19 protein-coding genes are annotated in these 19951 nt (G+C 34.2%); 6 read left to right on the top strand and 13 right to left on the bottom strand.

Translation table 11 applies throughout. The annotated features are described in order from the left end of the window. Positions 1-78: 78 nt before the first annotated feature. Positions 79-1215: a helix-turn-helix domain-containing protein gene (locus HHL23_RS05035; RefSeq protein ID WP_169233722.1), complete on the bottom strand. Its 1137-nt coding sequence runs from the start codon at positions 1213-1215 to the stop codon at positions 79-81. 426 nt (positions 1216-1641) lie between these two features. Then, the gene (locus HHL23_RS05030) at positions 1642-2700 is read right to left on the bottom strand and encodes a 3-oxoacyl-ACP synthase III family protein (RefSeq protein WP_169233721.1); all 1059 of its coding nucleotides are present in this window, start codon (positions 2698-2700) and stop codon (positions 1642-1644) included. 630 nt (positions 2701-3330) lie between these two features. Here HHL23_RS05030 and HHL23_RS05025 point away from each other — a divergent pair. Then, a complete protein-coding gene (locus tag HHL23_RS05025) occupies positions 3331-3522 on the top strand; it encodes a cold-shock protein (RefSeq protein ID WP_169233720.1) in 192 nt (63 codons plus the stop codon). 415 nt (positions 3523-3937) lie between these two features. On the opposite strand, the gene HHL23_RS05020 is transcribed toward HHL23_RS05025, so the two are convergent. The 8 genes from HHL23_RS05020 to HHL23_RS04985 all read right to left on the bottom strand — a co-directional run bounded on the left by HHL23_RS05020 (position 3938) and on the right by HHL23_RS04985 (position 13027). Beyond that, the gene (locus tag HHL23_RS05020; protein ID WP_169233719.1) at positions 3938-5137 is read right to left on the bottom strand and encodes a hypothetical protein; all 1200 of its coding nucleotides are present in this window, start codon (positions 5135-5137) and stop codon (positions 3938-3940) included. A 365-nt stretch (positions 5138-5502) separates the two neighbouring features. Continuing rightward, a complete protein-coding gene (locus HHL23_RS05015) occupies positions 5503-6441 on the bottom strand; it encodes a helix-turn-helix transcriptional regulator (protein ID WP_228464634.1) in 939 nt (312 codons plus the stop codon). 543 nt (positions 6442-6984) lie between these two features. Then, complete coding sequence (locus HHL23_RS05010; protein ID WP_169233718.1) at positions 6985-7311, bottom strand: helix-turn-helix domain-containing protein; 327 nt, start codon at positions 7309-7311, stop codon at positions 6985-6987. Between the two features lie 166 nt (positions 7312-7477). Further along, the gene (locus tag HHL23_RS05005) at positions 7478-7921 is read right to left on the bottom strand and encodes a transposase (protein WP_169233717.1); all 444 of its coding nucleotides are present in this window, start codon (positions 7919-7921) and stop codon (positions 7478-7480) included. Between the two features lie 199 nt (positions 7922-8120). Next, positions 8121-9386: a hypothetical protein gene (locus HHL23_RS05000; protein WP_169233716.1), complete on the bottom strand. Its 1266-nt coding sequence runs from the start codon at positions 9384-9386 to the stop codon at positions 8121-8123. A gap of 7 nt (positions 9387-9393) precedes the next feature. Continuing rightward, on the bottom strand, positions 9394-10665 hold the full coding sequence (locus tag HHL23_RS04995; protein WP_169233715.1) for a hypothetical protein: 1272 nt from the start codon (positions 10663-10665) through the stop codon (positions 9394-9396). Positions 10666-10755: 90 nt separating this feature from the next. After that, entirely contained in the window at positions 10756-11319 is a 564-nt protein-coding gene (locus HHL23_RS04990) for a hypothetical protein (RefSeq protein WP_169233714.1), read from the bottom strand. Positions 11320-11971: 652 nt separating this feature from the next. After that, complete coding sequence (locus tag HHL23_RS04985; protein ID WP_228464632.1) at positions 11972-13027, bottom strand: pentapeptide repeat-containing protein; 1056 nt, start codon at positions 13025-13027, stop codon at positions 11972-11974. Between the two features lie 555 nt (positions 13028-13582). Between HHL23_RS04985 and HHL23_RS04980 the strand changes: the two genes are divergently transcribed. The 5 genes from HHL23_RS04980 (at position 13583) to HHL23_RS04955 (ending at position 17653) form a co-directional block, all read left to right on the top strand. Then, positions 13583-14380 (top strand): AraC family transcriptional regulator, encoded by a 798-nt coding sequence (locus HHL23_RS04980; RefSeq protein WP_169233712.1) that lies wholly within the window; start codon positions 13583-13585, stop codon positions 14378-14380. Positions 14381-14401: 21 nt separating this feature from the next. After that, a complete protein-coding gene (locus HHL23_RS04975; protein WP_169233711.1) occupies positions 14402-15037 on the top strand; it encodes an SDR family oxidoreductase in 636 nt (211 codons plus the stop codon). A 275-nt stretch (positions 15038-15312) separates the two neighbouring features. Beyond that, the gene (locus HHL23_RS04970; RefSeq protein ID WP_169233710.1) at positions 15313-15882 is read left to right on the top strand and encodes a nuclear transport factor 2 family protein; all 570 of its coding nucleotides are present in this window, start codon (positions 15313-15315) and stop codon (positions 15880-15882) included. A gap of 5 nt (positions 15883-15887) precedes the next feature. After that, a complete protein-coding gene (locus HHL23_RS04965; protein WP_169233709.1) occupies positions 15888-16274 on the top strand; it encodes a nuclear transport factor 2 family protein in 387 nt (128 codons plus the stop codon). 242 nt (positions 16275-16516) lie between these two features. After that, positions 16517-17653 carry an NADH-dependent flavin oxidoreductase gene (locus tag HHL23_RS04955; RefSeq protein WP_169233707.1) on the top strand — a complete coding sequence of 379 codons (1137 nt, stop codon included), beginning with the start codon at positions 16517-16519 and terminating at the stop codon, positions 17651-17653. Between the two features lie 468 nt (positions 17654-18121). Here the strand turns inward: HHL23_RS04955 and HHL23_RS04950 are convergent, their stop codons facing one another. From HHL23_RS04950 to HHL23_RS04940, 3 genes are all read right to left on the bottom strand, one after another. Beyond that, positions 18122-18796: a hypothetical protein gene (locus tag HHL23_RS04950; RefSeq protein WP_169233706.1), complete on the bottom strand. Its 675-nt coding sequence runs from the start codon at positions 18794-18796 to the stop codon at positions 18122-18124. Positions 18797-18889: 93 nt separating this feature from the next. Continuing rightward, a complete protein-coding gene (locus HHL23_RS04945; RefSeq protein WP_169233705.1) occupies positions 18890-19216 on the bottom strand; it encodes a helix-turn-helix domain-containing protein in 327 nt (108 codons plus the stop codon). A 197-nt stretch (positions 19217-19413) separates the two neighbouring features. Continuing rightward, positions 19414-19854: a transposase gene (locus tag HHL23_RS04940; RefSeq protein WP_169233704.1), complete on the bottom strand. Its 441-nt coding sequence runs from the start codon at positions 19852-19854 to the stop codon at positions 19414-19416. Positions 19855-19951: the final 97 nt, after the last annotated feature.

The following is a 19951-nucleotide window of genomic DNA, read 5'->3' as shown; positions in this document are numbered from 1 at the left end:
TTGAATTATTTAAGTGCAAAACTCAAATAATAAAAATTAAGACGGGTTTCAAAAGCTTAAAAATGGATAAAATGGTACTTATTTGCTGCTATTTTTGTATTCATTGGGTGTTTGGCCGGTCACTTTTTTAAAGGCATTGTAAAAAGTCGTTTTTGAGGTAAACCCAGATTCTAATCCCATTGTCAACAAAGTATAGTTTTCATATTCCGAATTTGATATCATTTCCTTGACAGCTTCCACTCGGTATTGATTGATATAATGGGCAAAGTTGTCTCCTGTTATCGTGTTTACAATTTGTGAAAGATATCCCGCGCTTATGCCTAGTTTTTCAGCTACTTTTTCCCTGTTTAATGTATTGTCGGTATAAATGTGATGATCTTTGCAAAGTATTTCCAATTTTTGAAAATAAATATTATCAGCCGTGATAGATTCCTTATATTCTTGTGGTGTACTATTGTGTACAACTGGCAGATTGGGATACGAAATAACCGAATCATTATTTAGAAAATGGTAGATAGCCTCTTTGTTTTTGGCAAGTTTATATTTGTAAATGCCTATATAAGCTGTCCAATGAATGATGAATGTTGCACATAAAGCCAGGGCACTCATAGTAGAAGAAATGTCATAGTCAAGAAGTAAGCCGGCTAGAGCGGTAACAAGCCAAACAAGTAGCACTGAAGAAACAATGGTTAGTAAGGTAAGTATCCATTTTTTTTCCTGTGAATCCTTTAAATGTCTTATCATAAAATAAGAGTAAAGCGGAAGGAGTGGGATGAATGTAACGGCTAAAAAAAGTTGAATCAGACCCAGTATTTGGATGATAAAGATGCCTGGCTCAGGAATAGTATAAATCCCTGCAACATGATCAAGATCGTTTATAATGTTAAGGACAGCGGAATAGGCAAATGGAATAAAACACAAATAATTTTTTTGTTTATATTTTCCAGGATGATCAATCCTGTTTATAATAAACAGGAATAGGAAAGCAGGCATTAAAAATACCCACTCGATGTTGTCTATAAAACGCAGAAGAGGATAGGAGGTAAATACCTGCTGAATCTCAAAAACCTGAGTCAGTAATTTAATTGAAAGTGTAAATATTAAGTAGGCTAAATATTTATTTGATTTACTGTTGAATAGGGAAGACTTTAAAATAACCAGGCCTAAGACTATTCCCTGGAAAATAGCAATATTTAAAAGTGTTGTATAAATCAATTTTTTATAAAGGTGGTGTTAAAGATTTGTTTTGGGATATTATGGTTTAAATATACCTCTTTCGTACGAATGGATAAAACGAATTCATATTAATACTGTTGACTTTTTTAGAGGATTGAGAAATGGATTATTAATTTGTATAAAAAATAAATGTAATAACAGATCTGGTGATTTAAAAAAACGGCGCCACTTGTTTTAAAGTGGCACCGTTTGGCAAGTATGATCATAACAGGATCATCCTTGAAGACTTTTGTAGATGATCTATTACAATTATATTGTTTAAGTAGTTGATTTTCAATGTAAATTTTATGTTCAGGTTTTGTGTGATTCCAAAGAATGTAAAATTTCTTATATTTTATTTGTACCAGTCAGTCTTTTACGGTCTCTTTTTAGCGTCAAATGGTGCTGTGAATTTTATTTTCTAGTCTAAAATTTATACACTACCGCATTGATATTCATACCCGCCCCAACCGAGGCAAATAGTATGATGTCATTTTCCTTTATAGTATGTGCTGGAAGTTCATTATTTATAATCATAGAAAGTAGCGACGGTATAGTTGCCACACTGCTGTTTCCTAATTTGCCAATCACCATAGGCATTATGTCTTTAGGAGTCGGCATATTATAGAGTTTGTAAAAGCGCTTTACGATCTCTTCATCCATTTTTTCATTCGCCTGATGGATGATAATTTTGCTTAATTGATCTATTTGATATCCACTTTCATCAAAGCACTTTTTCATAGCAGGGGGGACGTTTAAAAGAGCAAATTCATATATTTTTCGGCCATCCATTTTAATAAATCTTGTTCCGGAAGAACTCTCAGGATTGTACGACTCTCCAAAATAGAGATAGTCTTTCTCTTTGTAGGTATGAGAAGCTGACAGATGAGATTGTATGCCCGTGTCATTTTTTGTTGCTTCTAGTACTACCGCGCCTGCGCCATCTCCGTAAATCATGCTGTCTCTGTCATGAATGTCAACGACCCGGGATAAAGTTTCGGCTCCTATGATCAAGCATTTCTTTGCCATGCCAGATTTAATAAATGCATTAGCATGTATTAATGCCTCAAGCCAGCCAGGACAGCCAAATAGCAGGTCATAAGCCACGCAATAATTATTCTTAATGCCTAGTTGATACTTAACATGTGATGCTAAGCTAGGGACTGCATCAGATTGAATTTTTCCATGCGGAACGTCTCCAAAGTTATGGGCAAATATGATGTAGTCTAGTGTTTCCGGGTCAATCTGTGAATTTTCTATTGCTTTTTTAGCTGCCATAAGACCAAGATCTGAGGTGGTTAATTCTTTAGACGCATAACGCCTCTGCTCAATACCTGTGAGAGCGGTAAGTTTTTGAGCAATCGTTGTATTGTCTTGGCTTAATTTTACCCCATTTTCATCAAAAAAACAATGGTTTTGAAAGTCTGAGTTGTTAATTATTTCTGAAGGGATGCAATTTCCTACGCCAATAATTTTACTAGCCATTTGATTTAGTTTTATTTTATTAAAGTTATTTATTTCAAAAAAAGCACCAAATTTATAAAATTATTGCTACTAAATTAAATAGGTTCAATGAATATTAGTGAATTTTAGTGTGAAAACCCAATTGATTGAGCATCTCATTCTATTTTTATTAGCATAATAGTATTGAATGTATAGGATTCAGCAATAGGCTGCTAATTACTTTTTTAAGAGCTCATTTTTATAGGATTTGTCGTGCTTTGGTGTCGATTCATAGTGGAAAAACTGAAAATTATATTTTTGTTTATGGGGCGTTAATTTTACGAATAACAAAATAAATTATACTTTTATTTTGTTATTTAATATTTTATAACTACATTTGTAAAATAATCAGGCTCCTGCCGATGCTTCTTCTGAAACTTTTGAGTTTACTCTTTTCTCTCAGTCTTCGCTTTTTCAGCCGCTAATTTTTGTTATCAATATAACAGGTGAAGTACCTTTTTTGAACTGGAATCTTATTCAAATTCTTAAAAATACCAACATAATTTCTTGTTTACAAATCGATTTATTATTGTGTTGATGGTATCATCAATGTGATAATGGCACAATAGCCAAAAAATAGCAATAAATACAATAATTTAATAATACAATACAATGCAACAAGGAACAGTAAAATTCTTTAACGATGCCAAAGGTTTTGGCTTTATTTCACCTTCAAATGGAGGTCAGGATATTTTCGTACATTCATCAGGTTTAAAAGATGATATTCGTGAAAACGATACGGTAACATTCGATTTAGAGAATGGTAAAAAAGGAGTTAACGCAGTTAACGTGCGTGTGGCTTAATTTAAGAAGATAGGTTAACAATCTTTCTCCATATAAAGCAAAATCAGATAAACATTAATGTTTATCTGATTTTTTTTTGAAATATTTTGAGGTTGATCACTTCTTTGTAGATAGAGTTCAGATTTTAGTTTTGATAATTTTAGATTAGCCCATTTTTTATTTATATAAAATTGATAAGATGGTTTTATTAATCTCAAATAAATTTATCATGGTAATAGAATCTACTGAATACAAGACTATAGCATACTTATGTTGTAAAATAGGCGACAACATAATGTAAAGAAGGTTTTCGATGGAATAATTGTGCCTCTAATATGTCAATGTTTTTACGCAGTCTGAAAGTTTATATCAATAAAAAGAAGCCTACTAATATAGGCTTCTCCAATCTTTGTGTGCGTGTTTTTAGAATCGAATCTTATGGAGCAGTAATCTGATCTATTTTTATAAAGACCTTCATGGTAGCCGGATTAGTGCCTGTCTGTCCGCCAACTGCCCCTGCCATCATATAAGCTGTATAGGCCACCTTTGTCGTAGTAGATGTATCTATCCAGCTGTAATATCTATATTCAGGTCCACTATTAGAACCTTGGTAAATGCCCGCGTCACCCCAATATACTCTTGTAGCCGTTGTACTTGTAGTCCAGTTATTCCCAGAATCAACATCTCCTCCAAACAAATTTGGAACCGCTGTTAAAGTATTACCTGCCTGGCCGATATAGGCTCCGTATTCAGTTGAATTATTCCACATTAAAACCTTATTAGCCGCTGAATTATTCCTTATTTGTACATCCGCAAATTGTACCTGAGTAGTACTATTAATCGCTGTTGCTGCGGCCGTCTGAAGAGAATGTCTAAGAAAAACCCTGAAAGTATACAGCCCATCAGGAGTTGTAGCCTCTACAGAAAAGCCTTTAGTTCCGTTGGTATCGGTAATAAATTTTAGATAATCCATTACTGCCAGGCTTTTAATATCAGCATTTACTTGTTTACCTACAGTTATACTGCTGCAGCCTGTAAATCCAGGGTTTAAGGTAATAAATGGAGTTAAATCAAAAGTGATCCCCGCAGGAGAAGTTTGTGATGCATTTGGCGTTCCGGAAATACTAAATGATAATGAACCGGAACCGGATTCTACTTTATTATCTGTAATAGTTGCAGTAACTGCCGGGTTACCTACAGAGCTCAGGGTGGTTCCTGTAAATTTACCGCCATTAGCTACAGTATAGGGGATTTTAAGTATTGTTCCTGTAACAAGAGGAGTGCCGCCTGTTACCGTCTGTTGAGGATCTAGTATAGCTCCACTACAATTTAATGTTGCAATCGCATTGACGGCCGAAGAGCTGTCCACAGATCTCCATTCTGTGCCATTCCAAAAATAATATCCCTTAGGTAATGCAGTACCGGTATTGTATACAAGTAATCCTGCTGCATTAGCGGCAGTACCTATCTGTACTGTTGTCGAGGTAAGATTGACCCTTGGAGGCAATAATCCTTTAGTGGTAGATACAATATCCAGTACTGAAGAGGGATCTGGTAAAGTCGTATTAATTCCTACTTGGGCATACGTCATTAAGGAAGCGAAAAATAAAACGAGGGTGTGTAATTTTTTTTTCATGGGTTTTAGTTTAGAAATTAATTAAATCATATCAATTTTAATTTTTCAATGAGAATTTAATATATATAAAAGTGTATTGATGAAATCTCTCTATTCAAAAGTAGTAAAATTAATTTACATTAAAATGAAATTTATGTTAAATATTCAATATTATTTTGCGGATAATTATATTTTTTATGTGTATTTAATAGTATGTATATTATGCTCGTTAAATTTTTTAAAATAAAAAAAACGTTTAACTCTAGGAAACAAGTTAAACGAAAATAAAATTATAGTCAGGGGTTTAAAAGTGGAGTGAGATCAATAACTGCATAGAAATCGGTAAGAAATTTAAGAATTTCATCATAAAACAGATCTACTCCAAACTATAAAGTATCTATCCATTTGTACAGATCTATATCAGCAGATATTCCGAATGATTTCCTCAGTCTGCTTTTCCTCGTCTGAACTGTCCGCACTGAAATATGATTATATTCCGCGATGTCTTTTGTGGTAAAACCAAGCTTGAGAAGGGCACATAATTTGAACTCATCAGATGTCATAGCACTGTTTATTTCCATGAGGTTATCATATAAGTTAGGAAATGAAGATTTTATTTTGGGAATGAAAGCGATATCGTCATTCATGGCCAGTTTTACCAGGTTCTCCAAATCCATATCGTCTTTACGGTTAAGCTTTTCACGCATATCGGCGATTATTTTTTCGCTACGAAGCCCCTTCTGGTATAGTTCCAAAACCGTAAAATGTTTTGACAGGATAAAATATCCAAGAACAGAAAATCCCGTAAATACGACTAAAAAGGTAACGAATCTCTGATTTTTTGAATATTCTAAATTGTACACCTCTCCAAATATCCTAAAATCATAATAATGACTTATAAGGAATAGAACAAATGCAGTAGCAAAAACAACTATGTTATACTTTGATGTTTTCCTTGTATTAAAAATAAACAGTGAAACAGTAAACAGCAAAAAATAATATAATGACACGCCATTTCCAAAACCTGTAGTGGAGGAAAAAAAGAAGACCAACAACATGGACAGTTCTATAGTGGCGAGAGATACCAGCACATTTTGGCGAGCCTTTGTAAAAAAGAAAAGAAGAAGGTAAATAACCCCCAATATAAACAAAACCCAAAAATAACTCTGGAACCCAAACAGTAAATCCCTGAAACTGCTCAAAAGCAAAATAATGCCTATAGAAAACGCGAATAAATTTAATCTTTGGGCATCAAGACGTTTAAATCTATCCTCATCGGTATCAATATGCAGATTCTCTATATAATTCCTTATTCGACGTAGCATTGTTTATAAATAATCGTAAAAAGATAGTACTTATTTACGAATTAACTTTATTTTTTTGAATTAATTTTCTATAAAGTTATTTTGAAAAATATTTAGGAAACAATTCTAGTAAATAAAATTATTCAATAAACGAACAGTTAAAAAACTTAGCTTAAAAAGCTGCATTTACTTAACTTAATACATATATCATGAAAGTGAGTTTTGACAAAAATGTCCTCCTTACTTTTTCATTCTCTGCCTAAGAATTACAAATCCAATTATAATAATAGTTATAGCGAACCCATTAATAATATAGTTTTCTGACATTTCTAAATAATTTAAAATCTAATATGTTTATAAAAATTGCGTCCCTCATCAAAATAATGGATTTTATTTTTAGTTTAAGATAAATGATTGACTCCCTACTATCAATAATATAAAGAAAAGCTAGAATTTATACACCAAAGCATTTGTATAACCGCAAAATATAATCGGGATTTTCTTGAAAAACTTCAAATCACACGCCCTGAATGCTTTACTTTAAAGAGAAAATCTGCTTGCGCTTTATATCACGAAGCTTTTTTTCCATCTGGTGACTGTGTTACGGCTTAATTTAAAATGAATGGCAAGTTGAGTATTGTTGAGTTGATTTTTTTTCTGGTAATCAAGCATTTTAAGAATATCTGTCTTTTTATATGAACGGTGCCTCTGATTGGCTGCAAAAGTACCTTTGTCTGGGATGCCGAAAATTTTTTCGTTCAGTTCTATAATATCCATAACAGATAAGCTTTCTTTCTGTAATAGTCGCATGCAACAATTTCTCTTATCCGGAAACTCTTTTACAATAATGTCGTTATAGATTCTTTTATAATCAGGGATTAATTTTTCCATAAGTAGTTTTTATTTTAATTTCACCTATCTTTTCTTCTTTGAAGTATAGCAATAATGACTTTATTCTTCCTAACCAACTCCATAAAACCAGAAATCGGCGGAATAGTAGTTAAGGTCCTGTCCAGGAAGTTCTGTTATTTCTTTCTTGGATTTTCCTGTCAGATCACTATATTTCTTTCTTTTCATCTTTATACTTGCTGATCCATTTATACAGAGTTGTTTTTGGGATTTTATACCTTTCCATTACTTCGGATTTTGACATTTCTCCTGACTCTATTTGTGCCAGAATGAAACCAATAACTTCTTTTGTATAAATGTTTTTTCGGAACTCAGGTAAGATTGTTTTTTTGTGCTTCTTTTTTTTTGTGCTTTTGTCTGTAGCCGCTGGAGCATACAAAAGCAAATGCTGTGAATACAGTCTGAAAAAATCATATTCTAATAGCTTGCTCCATTTCAACAGATTTTCTGCTTCTATACTTGTTACCTTGTACATTTCCTTTATTTCCTGTTCCGTACATTTCATAAAATTACAAATGCGGGGAAGTTCTATCCCGCGTGCTGCAACTTCTTTTTCAATCAATGGTCCTATTGGAATCTCTTTAAAATTCATTTGTTTGTGTTTTTAGAATCTCACAGATTTTTTAATCTGTGCCTATTTTATAGGTTTATATTTATACCGGCAGACGAATTCATCTGCCGGATAAAATAAATTTAAGGTGCTTTAATCTGTTCTATTTTTATGTGTATTTTCCTATCAGTAGGAATAACTAAATAGTAACAAGGGTTTTAATAAAGCTTGAAAATTATTACTAGTTAGACATTCTTTGTGCAGTCATAAAGACACGTCGGATGTTATTAGTCGCATTGGTATCATTGAGGTTATCTACAGAAACTTCAACAACTATTCTGTACCAAATTCCGTCTACAACTAAATCTACTGTTACTATCTCCTTGGAATTATCACTAGAGCTAGTAGCTGTTACAGGAGTTGAACCACTATTCATATTATCTCCCAAGGCAAGATACGTTCCTCCAGTTGTTTCTAAAAAACCTCCCGGAGCCAGTAAAACATTAGAACGCCGGTATTGGTCTTGGTTTGATAACGATGCATACCACACTTTAATGTTAGAACTAGAAGCATTCACCAAACGAGGAGTGTAGGTCTCTCCTGTAGCTGTATTTGAACTAGCGAAAAAATTAAGATCCAATCTTACCTTTTGTCCTAAAATAGCATCATAAGTACCGCCAATATAGGTACTCAATAATCCTACATACGTCGCTGGTAATGTAAAAGTAAAGAACTGATACTCTCCGGGAGCAAGTACTTTTCCAAGGCCAACTGTTGCACTACAGCTTTGTGCTGGTGTTCCGATTGAAAGGGGAAATGTTGTTGTAGTAGGGCTAGATGCTGTTGGTGTCCCAGAAATAGTATAGTATAAAGTACCCGATCCTTGTGCAAAATTACCTTGTGGAAGTGTTGCGGTAAGTCCGTTTGTACCTACTATAGTTTGTGCAGCGTATATTCCTCCATTTCCTCCGGTATAAGGAACCGACATTGTACCACTATAAGGAGTAGATGCAGTATAGGTAAGCGGAAACAGAGTAGCACTTGTACAAGCCAAACTGCTTATTGTGCCATTCTGTAATGATTTTCCGTCTACCTGTCTCCATTCGATTCCGTCCCAATAGACATATCCTATATAGGTAAGGGCAGCTGTTCCTAGGTTGTATACCAATAAGCCCGTTGCAGGACTTGGGATTGTAGCGACGTCATTATATGCTGTTAAAGCTACTTTTGGTCCTAAAAATCCTTTTTGACTTCCCGATGCAAGCTGGCTTACATTAAGTTCTAAAATTGCAGATGCGTCTGGAGATGCACCGATACCAGTAGGTCCTGATGCAGTTACAATAACGTCATCTTTTAGTTGTGCTGCAGTAGGAGTTCCTGTGGTCGCATTATTTTTGGCACCATCTATATTGAAAATCCCTTGTGGATTTTGGGTATTAATACCCACCTGCCCGAAAGCTAAAGAACCGATCGCTAATGCAAAGATTGTATAAAATTTATTTTTCATTTTTTTTTTAATTAGACATTCTTTGTGCAGTCATAAAGACACGTCGGATGTTATTAGCAACAACAGCGTCATTTAGGTTATCTACAGTAACAAAAACGGTTATTCTGTACCAAATCCCGTCTATAACTAAATCTACGGTTTCTATCTCCTGAGAATTATCAGATCCAGTTCTATCGCCAGACGTTGCAGTAATCGCTGTTGAAGTACTATTCATATTATCTCCATAGCCAAGATAAATTCCATTATCTGTTTCCAGATAACCTCCCGGAGCGAGTAAAACATTAGAACGACGTTGTTGGGTTACGCTCGATAATGCTGCATACCACACTTTAATGTTAGAACTAGAAACATTGACCAAACGAGGATTGTAACTAACTGGGCCTGCTGAATTAGAACTACTGGTAAAATCAAGGTCCAATCTTACCTTTTGTCCTAAAATAGCATCATAAGTACCACCAATATATGTACTCAATAATCCTACATACGTCGCTGGTAATGTAAAAGTAAAGAACTGATACTCTCCCGGAGCAAGTACTTTTCCAAGGCCAACTGTTGCACTACAGCTTTGGCCTCCGATTGAAAGGGGAAATGTTGTTGTATTCGGGCTGGATACCGTTGGTGTACCAGAAATAGTATAGTTTAAAGTACCGGATCCCTGTGCAAAATTACCTGCTGGAAGTGTTGCTGTAAGTCCGTTTACAGGTCCTATAGTTTGTGCAGCGTATATTCCTCCATTTCCTCCTGTATAAGGAACCGACATTGTACCCTGATAAGGAGTACCTGCGGTATAGGAGATCGGAAACAGAGAAGCACTTGTACAGTTCAAACTGCCTATCGTACCCGGCTGTAATGAACGTCCGTCCAAAGGTCTCCATTGGGTTCCGTCCCAATATACATATCCTTGAAAGGTAAGGGCAGCTGTTCCTAAGTTGTATACCAATAATCCAGTTGCAGGACTGGGGATTGTAGCCGCGTCGTTATATGCTGTTAAAGCTACTCTTGGACCTAAAAATCCTTTTTTGCTTCCTGATGCAAGCTGGCTTACATTAAGCTCCAGAATAGCAGATGCGTCGGGAGTTGCGCCGATACCTGTAGATCCTGATGCCGTTACAATAAAGTCATCTTGTAACTGTGCTGCAGTGGGAGTTCCTGTGGTCACATTATTTTTGGCACCATCTATATTGAAAATTCCTTGTGGATTTTGGGTGTTAATACCCACCTGCCCGAATGCTAACGAACCGATCGCTAATGCAAAGATTGTATAAAATTTATTTTTCATTTTGTGTAAAAATTTAATTGGTAAAAGAGAAAAGAGCTTTACCATTACTCTTTTCCCTGAGTTGTTGATATATTGAATTGTGTTTTTTTATTATATAGTGTATTTAAAAGAAGGAGGAGGACGGATCTTTATTCCCATTAGAAAAGTCCTTTCGAATAATCCGGCTTTGAGAGATTGTTTTGGAAAAACTTTATTTTCGCATACAGGAAACATCTTATATTTATTCTGTAATATTCCTTGTTTTTCCTTAAAAGTATTGGTTATGATAATACCAATATTTCCTGATTTCTCATTAAAAACTATAACAGAGTTTTCATTTTCAGATAGATAGACTTCCTGTTTGGAAACCAATTTTAAAACCTTCTTTTCTATTTTTAGGTTTTTAGGTTTTTTTATAGTTTTAGCAAAAGAGGTCTGTGATGATTTTTGTAGAATAGGAGAAGAAAGCACAACCACTTTAATATTGGAAATTTGTTCCAGATTATGTACTGTGGTGGTGTCTTTTACATATAATGGAACCGGATTATTTTTTCTCTCTGTTTGAAAAAGAATACTATCTTTTATATTTAGACTACCACCTGTTCCGATGTATAATTGTGCATTGGTGTTATAAAAAGAGCATAGCAAAAGAAGCATGCTGGATGCTTCTTTCATACCGTAACTTCTTTTCTTTAAATACATTTTCACCATCTGAGTAATTAAGATGCAAGATTAATATTATTTTAACCTGTAATAAAGAAATGAGATACGCTGCAGATGCTTTATTAGTATGCCTGAACATACTACATAGATACTCTGAAAAAGAATGTTTACATATTAAAATGCTTATTTTCAGTGTTTTAATTCGAAAAAGTGCATTTTAATTTTGACTTTATACTATTGTTTTCAAAACGCGGAGTTGAGCAAAGAACCATGTGAGTAGATTCTATTTTAAGATAACAAAGACTGAAATTTATGGTATATGGGAAAGCAAACTTTAGTAATATATGGGGTAAATGGAGTGTAAGTGAGCTGTCGTACTTTTGTACAAATAAAAAACGCATGGAATAAAGCTGATGAGCTTTTGGTTATAAATATCGGTTAACACGTTCTAACCCATGCGTTAACTCTTCTATAAATACGGTAGATCATTTCGTTTTGTGGGCGACAGGCTTTATCTACTTTGCAAGCAAGATATTTACTCCGTTGGAAGCAGGCAGCGCAAATACTGCCTGCTTTTATTTCAAAATCTACACCTGTCGATGCAGGAATGTTCTTATAGGATTTTTTCAACCCCTGTATAGAGATGGCAATTTTATTTTTTGTTTTATGGTGTTAACAATGTGATATCAGCCATATCTGCTTTCCCGTTTTTCAAAAAAGCATAGGTTATCTTATCCACTTTACAGCCAATGAATTGGATCCGTTTCAAACTATTATTTTTAAAGAAAGTGTTAATAAGAGTTGAATTCTGGAAGGTTACTCTTTTAAAGGTACAGTTTTCAAAAGAACAGTCCTCCAACGAACCTTCGAAAATGATATCCTCAAGCTGTATCCCAATAAAAGAAGTGCGGTTCCACCTTGCATCTTCAATGGTATTATCCACAAAGGATCCTGATTTAAACTTGGTTCCGGTAAACTCCGATCCGGAGAAATCACACCCTTTGATATGACTTTCCAGGAATTCAGCTTCTTCCAGGCAACAGTCATTAAATATATTGCTGGCCAGGCTTGAATTCTGAATATGTCCGCTGCTGATGTCGGAATTTGAAAATCCACTGCTTTCAACATGACTACTTTTTTGAAGCCTCACCCCTGTAAGATTAGCATCCGAGAAATCACAACCCTTTATATAGCTTTTTGAAAATTCAGCTGCTTTAAGTAAAGTGTCGTTAAATAGATTACCCACTAAATGGGAGTTCTGAAATTGACTGTTGCTGATATCAGAACTTGAAAAATCACAATTATCAACATGGTTATTTTTTAAAAGAAGACCGGATAAATTCGAACCTATAAATTTGCAGCGTTGCATATTGGAGGAACTGAATTTTTCATTCAGGTTTTTTAAGCCTGAAAAGTCAGCATCTACCCAGTTTCCGTCTGACATATCCCAGGTGAGTTTTTTCTCCTTCACTTCGGGAGACGATTGTACAATACTAGATGACTTCAATTCAGTCGGCTCTTTTTCTGAAAATTCAACGGATATTATTTCATCAGCCATAGGTTCTAAGCCTTCTGAAAAATAATTAAGATCAACGGTTAGAATTGCAGCGAGACGGTTTAAAGTAATGATGTCCGGCATTGACTCTCCGCGTTCCCACTTTCCGACCGCCTGAGGGCTAATGAACAGACGCTGAGCAAGCTGAGCTTGAGATACATTCATTTTTTTTCGTGCTAAGGTAATTTTATTACCAATTATTTTTGTATTTAACATAGATAATATATTTTTTTTGGTACTACAAAGGTATATGAGATGCCCTTACAGAATCGAAAAAAACAGAAAACTTATAGTTGTATTTACATTACTTATAGTTGTTATTGACAACTAAATGTGGTATTTGAAGATCTTTTAAGAAATGTTATCACTTTTTATTCTTGCACCGCGATGAATTATAAAATTTAGTTTGATGAATAAATAAGAAAATATTTGAGAAATGTACCAAAATATTCTTCAATATATCATACAATTTGAACTAATTAGTAAGATTATTTGAACTAAAAAGGATATTCTATTTTTTAGAGAACCCATAGATTTGTATATTCCAAATTGAACATAAGACCACTTTATATAATTCATTGTCTATGAATTAAAGCTTAATGCCTAAATTAGTATGGATCAAATTAACCAAATTGAGTGCTACAAAATGAAATTATAATGAAAAAAATGATAAAAGTTCCAACTTCGTTGATTGGTTGCGATGCTCCACAAAATGCCTTAATGTTAGATGGTTGCTCTATAATCGAGCAGTGCATACACAGTACGGAAGTTAAAGGAACAATGTACCTCGAACAGCATTTACTACTCATTGTATTGGAAGGATCTGTTGTTCTGACTTATGGTAAACAGGAATATACACTTGGCAAAAACGATATGATTTTGCTAAAAAAAGCTACCGCTGTAAAATATCATAAATTCGGCAATGCTGAAAACGACAATATCTACGACAGCTTTATGTTCAGCATCAAAGATGATCTTCTAAAGTCCTTTTTGTCCACCTCAGAAATTAAGGTGTCAAAACCTGAAGGAGAAATCAAAACAGGCGTTTACCCAATGAATGAATGTTTGGTTGCATTTGCTCATTCGATGAAGCCTTACTTTTTTGATCATTCTGTGGTTCATCCCGGACAACTTCGCCTAAAGATTATGGAATTACTATATGATGTGGCGGAATGTAACCGAAATATGTTTTTACAAATCCTCCAATTACACGAGCCTGTACGAACTGACATCCGTAATGTGGTGGAACATCATTATGCCTCACCAGTCTCTATATCCGAACTGGCTTATCTTTCCGGCAGAAGTTTGTCAAGCTTTAAGAGAGATTTCCAGAATATATATAATGTTGCACCGGCAACCTGGATAAGGGAAAAGAGATTGGAAAAAGCAAAAGATATGCTGGAAACTACAGCTTTGTCGGTTTCAGATGTCTGTTATTCCCTGGGATTTGAAAATGTCTCTCATTTTTCAAGAATATACAAAGAATTTCACGGGCAGGCACCAAGTGTGTCTCGTTAATAGGTAATTTAAATCTGACTTATGAAAGTATTAGTTATTGGAGCAAATGGTAGAGTAGGCTCCCTTTTAGTAGCTAGATTAGCTGCTCAACATCAGGTTTTAGCAGGTTCAAGAAATCCTAATTCAGAAAATAAGGTGGATAATTTCGAGCACCTCTTTATCGATTTGCTAAGTGATGTAGATGCGATTGCAGAAAGTATGAGTGGTATTGATGCTATTTACTTTGTTTCCGGATCACGTGGGAAAAATCTTCTGCAGGTAGATTTACACGGAGCGATAAAAACGATGCAAGCTGCAGAAAAAGTCGGAGTTAAGCGTTATATTATGTTGAGTTCTGTTTTCGCATTGCAACCGGAGCACTGGAAAGAATCTTTCCTAAAGGATTTAACGGATTATAATATTGCTAAGCACTATGCTGATCTGTATCTCACTACTCAAACCCAACTCGATTATACTATTTTACAACCCGGGGCGCTTAAAGAAGAACAAGGAACAGGAAGAATAGAGACTAATGTGATCAGCGCAGGATCCAATTCTATATCTAATGTTGTAGATACCCTTGTGGCGATATTAGAAAATGATTTAACAATTGGTAAGGTCATCTTAATACATGATGGCAATACTCCGATTGATGAAGCACTCAATCAACTTCGATAGATTTGGCATTCAATTATTTAAATCCCAGTCTTTAAGCATATTTCAATTTCATTAAAAAAGTTTTCATATCAAATCTGATTTAATATTGAAACTTCGACACTATATTCCCACTTTCAAAAAGGACTAATTAGTCAAAATCTTTGAGCTAATTAGAAAAGCCATCATGTCTTCGTCATTGTACCTTTGTTATAGAAAAAGAGCTTAATTATTCTGTCCGATAGAGCAGTACATTATACTCATAAAAATAACAATACTTAACTAAAATAAGACGATTTATGAAAAACATTTCCGAACAAAAAAACGCAGTTCCAAATTCTGCAGATTTTAATACTAATGGCTTGAGGCAATGTATTGGGGGAATTTCTAAGAAGATATTTTCCTCAATCCCGGCGGTAGCAATGATCTCAGCTTTTACAATTGGTGGGTTATTGATTTCCTGTCAAGATAAAAATAATCAAAGTAATCAAAACAATAAAACAGAAGTTATGAAAAACAATCAAGAACAAAAAGAAGGTATCCTGAAAGCAATAGATTTATATGTTGAATCAGGAAAAAAAGGGGATGGCAATATTGCAAAACCAGCATTCGCATCCACCGCAACAATGTCGTGGTCTGAAAACGGCGTATTGAAAAGTGTTCCAATCCAAGTATTATTCGATGGGTTTTCCGCAGCAGAGCCAATGGAAGCAAACTACAAACTGACGACATTAGATGTAGAAGGTGATGCAGCAATAGTAAGAATCGAATCTCAGTTTGGGCCGGACAAATATGCAGATATGTTCACCTTGGTAAAAGACGGCAGCGATTGGAAAATCATCAGTAAAGTTTATCAAGTTAAAAAATAAGAATAATGTCATTAAACAAAAATATCAACACTGTTCAGGATTATGAAGAGGTCTTAGCAGCAATGGAAGGCTATGTTCACGGATTAAAAACAGGAAACGTAGCAGAATTAAAAAAGACCTTTCACCAGGATGCAATCATGTACGGTCATTTAGGCAATGATCTTTCACAAGGTAGCATAGATAATCTGTATGCCTATGTTGAGAAATTTGGCGCAGCACCAAATATCAAAACCAATCTGACTGTTTTACACAAAACAACCACTACAGCAATTGTTCGTATTGAAATGGAGCATGACGCTGCAGATGAAGACTTCACAGATTACCATTCATTAATCAAAATTAATGGGGAGTGGAAAGTAGTTGCAAAGCTTTTCCATCTTTACGATAAATAATCAAAATAATCTTAACGATAAAGTTTTTACTGGGAGCATTCTATGGCTTCCAGAGGAACTTTACGTTTAAAAAAGAAAAAAATGTCAAAACTATTCAGTCCCTTGACCTTCAAATCAGTTACGGTTAGAAACAGAATCATCACTTCGCCAATGTGTATGTATATGGCTGAGGGTGAATTTGCAAGTTGTTGTAAATTATCTTGTTATGACTTATTGGCCTTTTAATATTTAATAAAAAAGTAATGAATAAATATAATAATCTATTTTCTCCTTTAACATTTAATAAAGGAATCAGTTTAAAAAACAGAATGGTGATGTCGCCAATGACTACTTGGGCATCGAATGAAGACTTCACTATATCTGACGATGAGGTCGAATATTACCATAAAAGAGTAAATGGAGTAGGATTGGTCATTACGGGATGTACTCACGTAACGGCCAATGGAATTGGTTTTACCCACGAATTTGCAGGATACGACGATACGTTTCTTCCAAGTCTGAAGAAGCTTGCGCATGCTGCAAAAAGGGGTGGAGCTCCGGCAATTTTACAGATGTTTCACGCAGGTAACAAAGCAATTCCGGGTCTTATTCCAAATGGTGAAGTAGTAAGTGCAAGCGCGGTCTCAAGTGGCCCGATACTGCTTTCTGATAAAGAAAATCTTCCGAAAGAATTGAGCGAAAATGAAATTCTGGAAATGATCAAGGCATTTGGCGATACCACCAGAAGAGCCATCGAAGCAGGTTTTGATGGTGTTGAAATTCACGGTGCACACGGATTTTTGCTTCAGAATTTTATATCACCTTTTTTCAATAAAAGAAATGATCAATGGGGAGGTTCTCTGGAAAATCGTCTACGACTTAGTATGGAAATTGTAAGAGAGGTAAAAGATGTAGTTTCAAAATATGCTGATCGTCCTTTTTTAATAGGGTATAGAATTTCACCTGAAGAAATGCCTCAACAGACCTATGGACTTCCAGACACTTTCATTTTAATGGATCAATTGATTGAAGAAAATATCGATTATTTACATTTCTCTCTGCTGAATGCTGTCAATCAAAAACCACTTGATTCAAAATATTCAGAAGAGCCAATATCAGTTGTACTAAACAATTATGTGAACAACAGAGTTCCTGTACTTGTAGCTGGAGGTATTACTACGCCTGCGATGGCTGATAAAGTTTTAGACTATGGTGTATCGATGGTAGCCATAGGCAGAACCTTGATCGTTAATCCTGATTGGGTAGAATTAGTAGAACGCGGAGAAGAAGAAAAAATAGCTTCAATTCTTAAACTTGATACAGTAGAGGATAAGAAAATACCAACAAAACTGATGACGGTTTTTGAAGCGTTAAAAGGTTGGGTTATTCTGGAGTCCTGAAAGTGAAAATTTTCTTATATCATCTCAAGTTAGAAGGAGAAGGATTATTCGTCTTTACGAATTTAAACTAGACAAGTATTTTGATTATGGAATTTTTATTTGTTTAAAATGGGGCACTTTATAAAAATAGTCATATAAAGAAATGGCGTCACCTCTATTAAAGTGATGCCATTTGTGTGTGAGCATAACAGGATTATCTTCAAACACTTTTATAGATGATTTATTGCATATTTATTATTTAATTAATTGATTTTCAGTATAAATAGGATGTCCTGATTTTATGTAATCTTCAAGGATTATAAATTGTGATGATAAGATACTTGAATGTACCAGTTCAAGTATCTTATCACCTGATTTTTTAGCTGGGATTTAGAACTCTTTAGCTTTCCAATCAATGATGCAGACTTTAGATAATTAATAAAAGTCTGCATCATTATTAAAAAATGAATAGAGAAAACCATATCTAATCTATCTTTCCTGCAAAATAGAAAATTGAGCATTGGAATTGGCTAATAGACTAATATTAGATAATACGACACCCCTCATTCCAAAAGTAATTTTATCTCCTTTATTGAGTTTTACAATGGTTTGTGTGGATCTGGTAGGTGGAGAAACCCCTATACCTAAAACGTTGATATTGGCAAAAGATTCTTCGCATAATAAGGTAATATTACCAGAAATACCAATTTTAAAAATCCCAATTCCTGTAGTTGATGCAGAAAGAAGAGATGCCATTTCTAAAAAAAAATAGACATTATAAATCCCGGTTTTTGGGGTAATAAATTCTTGTTGAGACAGGCTATAATTGTTCCCATCGTCAATTTCCAGAGTAGGAAAAGATACCTGAAGCCATCCATTCAATAAACTGATTGATAAGAGGGAGAATCCTGTACCGCCTAATCCTTTTACAATAATTTTTGGGGTTAATAAATGATCCGCATCTATTTGATTTATAGTATTATTATTGCTTAATACTAATATTCTGCTCCCATTTTCTGGAGTAGCTAAAGTATCTACTTTTCGTATCATAACATCCCCATTGACATCTAGAGTTGCTTGAGGATTTTTGGTATTGATACCTACCTGGCTCTTAAATGCAGAGGAAATTATCCCTAACATAAGAAATAAAATTTTTGCATTCATAATAAAAAATGTGTGTTTGGTGATTGTGTTGATATATTTATTCTATCATCATAAAAGTTATAATGGTTGTAAACAGAAATCAGATGATCAGTTTTATGCGACAAATATTTTTTTCCACTTACTGATGCTATTTCTGCTAAGTTTAAATTCTAGTGCTAGCTGAGTATTATTTAGCTTATTTGCTTTTTGATAATCCAAAATCTCCAATATGGCAGACTGATCATACGAGCGCAGCATTTGATTAAATATACCTGCTTCTTTGTGAGTGCTATCAAAAATAATATCGTTTAGCTTGATAACATCTAAAACAGATAGTTGCTCCTTATTCAATATAGTATGGCACTGAAGCTTTTTATGAGGATATTTTTTTTTAATAATATCTCCATAAATTAATTTGTAATTAGGCATCATTTTTTCCATAATTTTATTTTTTTAATAACAATTCCCATCCCCCCGTCCTTAACAAAAATTATCATTTGTGTAGTTAAAATCTAAATCGCCATATTAAGGGTTCAGGGGCGGAAATCGTTAAGCAAATTTGTTATATTATTGATGTTTATTTGACGTTGTATCCATAATACATAATATAAGAATAGGAGGTACTTTTACATGAGTGTTTATTTAGTTTCTTTTTTTCTGTATTTTGCGATCCATTTAAAGAGTGTGGTTTTGGGAATTCTATATTCGTCAATAACTTGTTGTTTTGTTTTTTCGCCTGAATTGATGAGTTCTAAAATAAAATCAATGACTTCTCCTGTATAAATGTTTTTTCTGAATTGTGGAAGTTCGGATATTTGTTCAGCTTTATAAGGATTGTTTCTTGCTGGAGGTGAAAAAAATATCAAATGTTGGGTATATAATCTAAAGAAATCATATTCTAATAGTTTACTCCACTTTAATAAAGAATCTGTAGAAATGTCCTTTTGCAAAAACATCTTCTCTACATCTTGCTCATTGCATTTCATGAAATTACAAATGCGATCAATTTCCATATCAAGCTCTGTTGTCTTTTGCTTAATTAGGGATCCTACATGAATATTTTTAAAGTTACGATCCATATTTGATAAATTTATTGATGTTTATAATTGACTAAAATATTTAAAACTTCAACCATAGTAATTTTTGGATCAGAACTTATGAAAAACGGATACATTA

This window comes from Chryseobacterium antibioticum, assembly GCF_012927325.1.
Taxonomy (GTDB): Bacteria; Bacteroidota; Bacteroidia; order Flavobacteriales; family Weeksellaceae; genus Chryseobacterium; species Chryseobacterium antibioticum.
The sequence above is the reverse complement of the archived record's forward strand: the minus strand, read 5'-3'. Positions and strand labels throughout refer to the sequence as shown.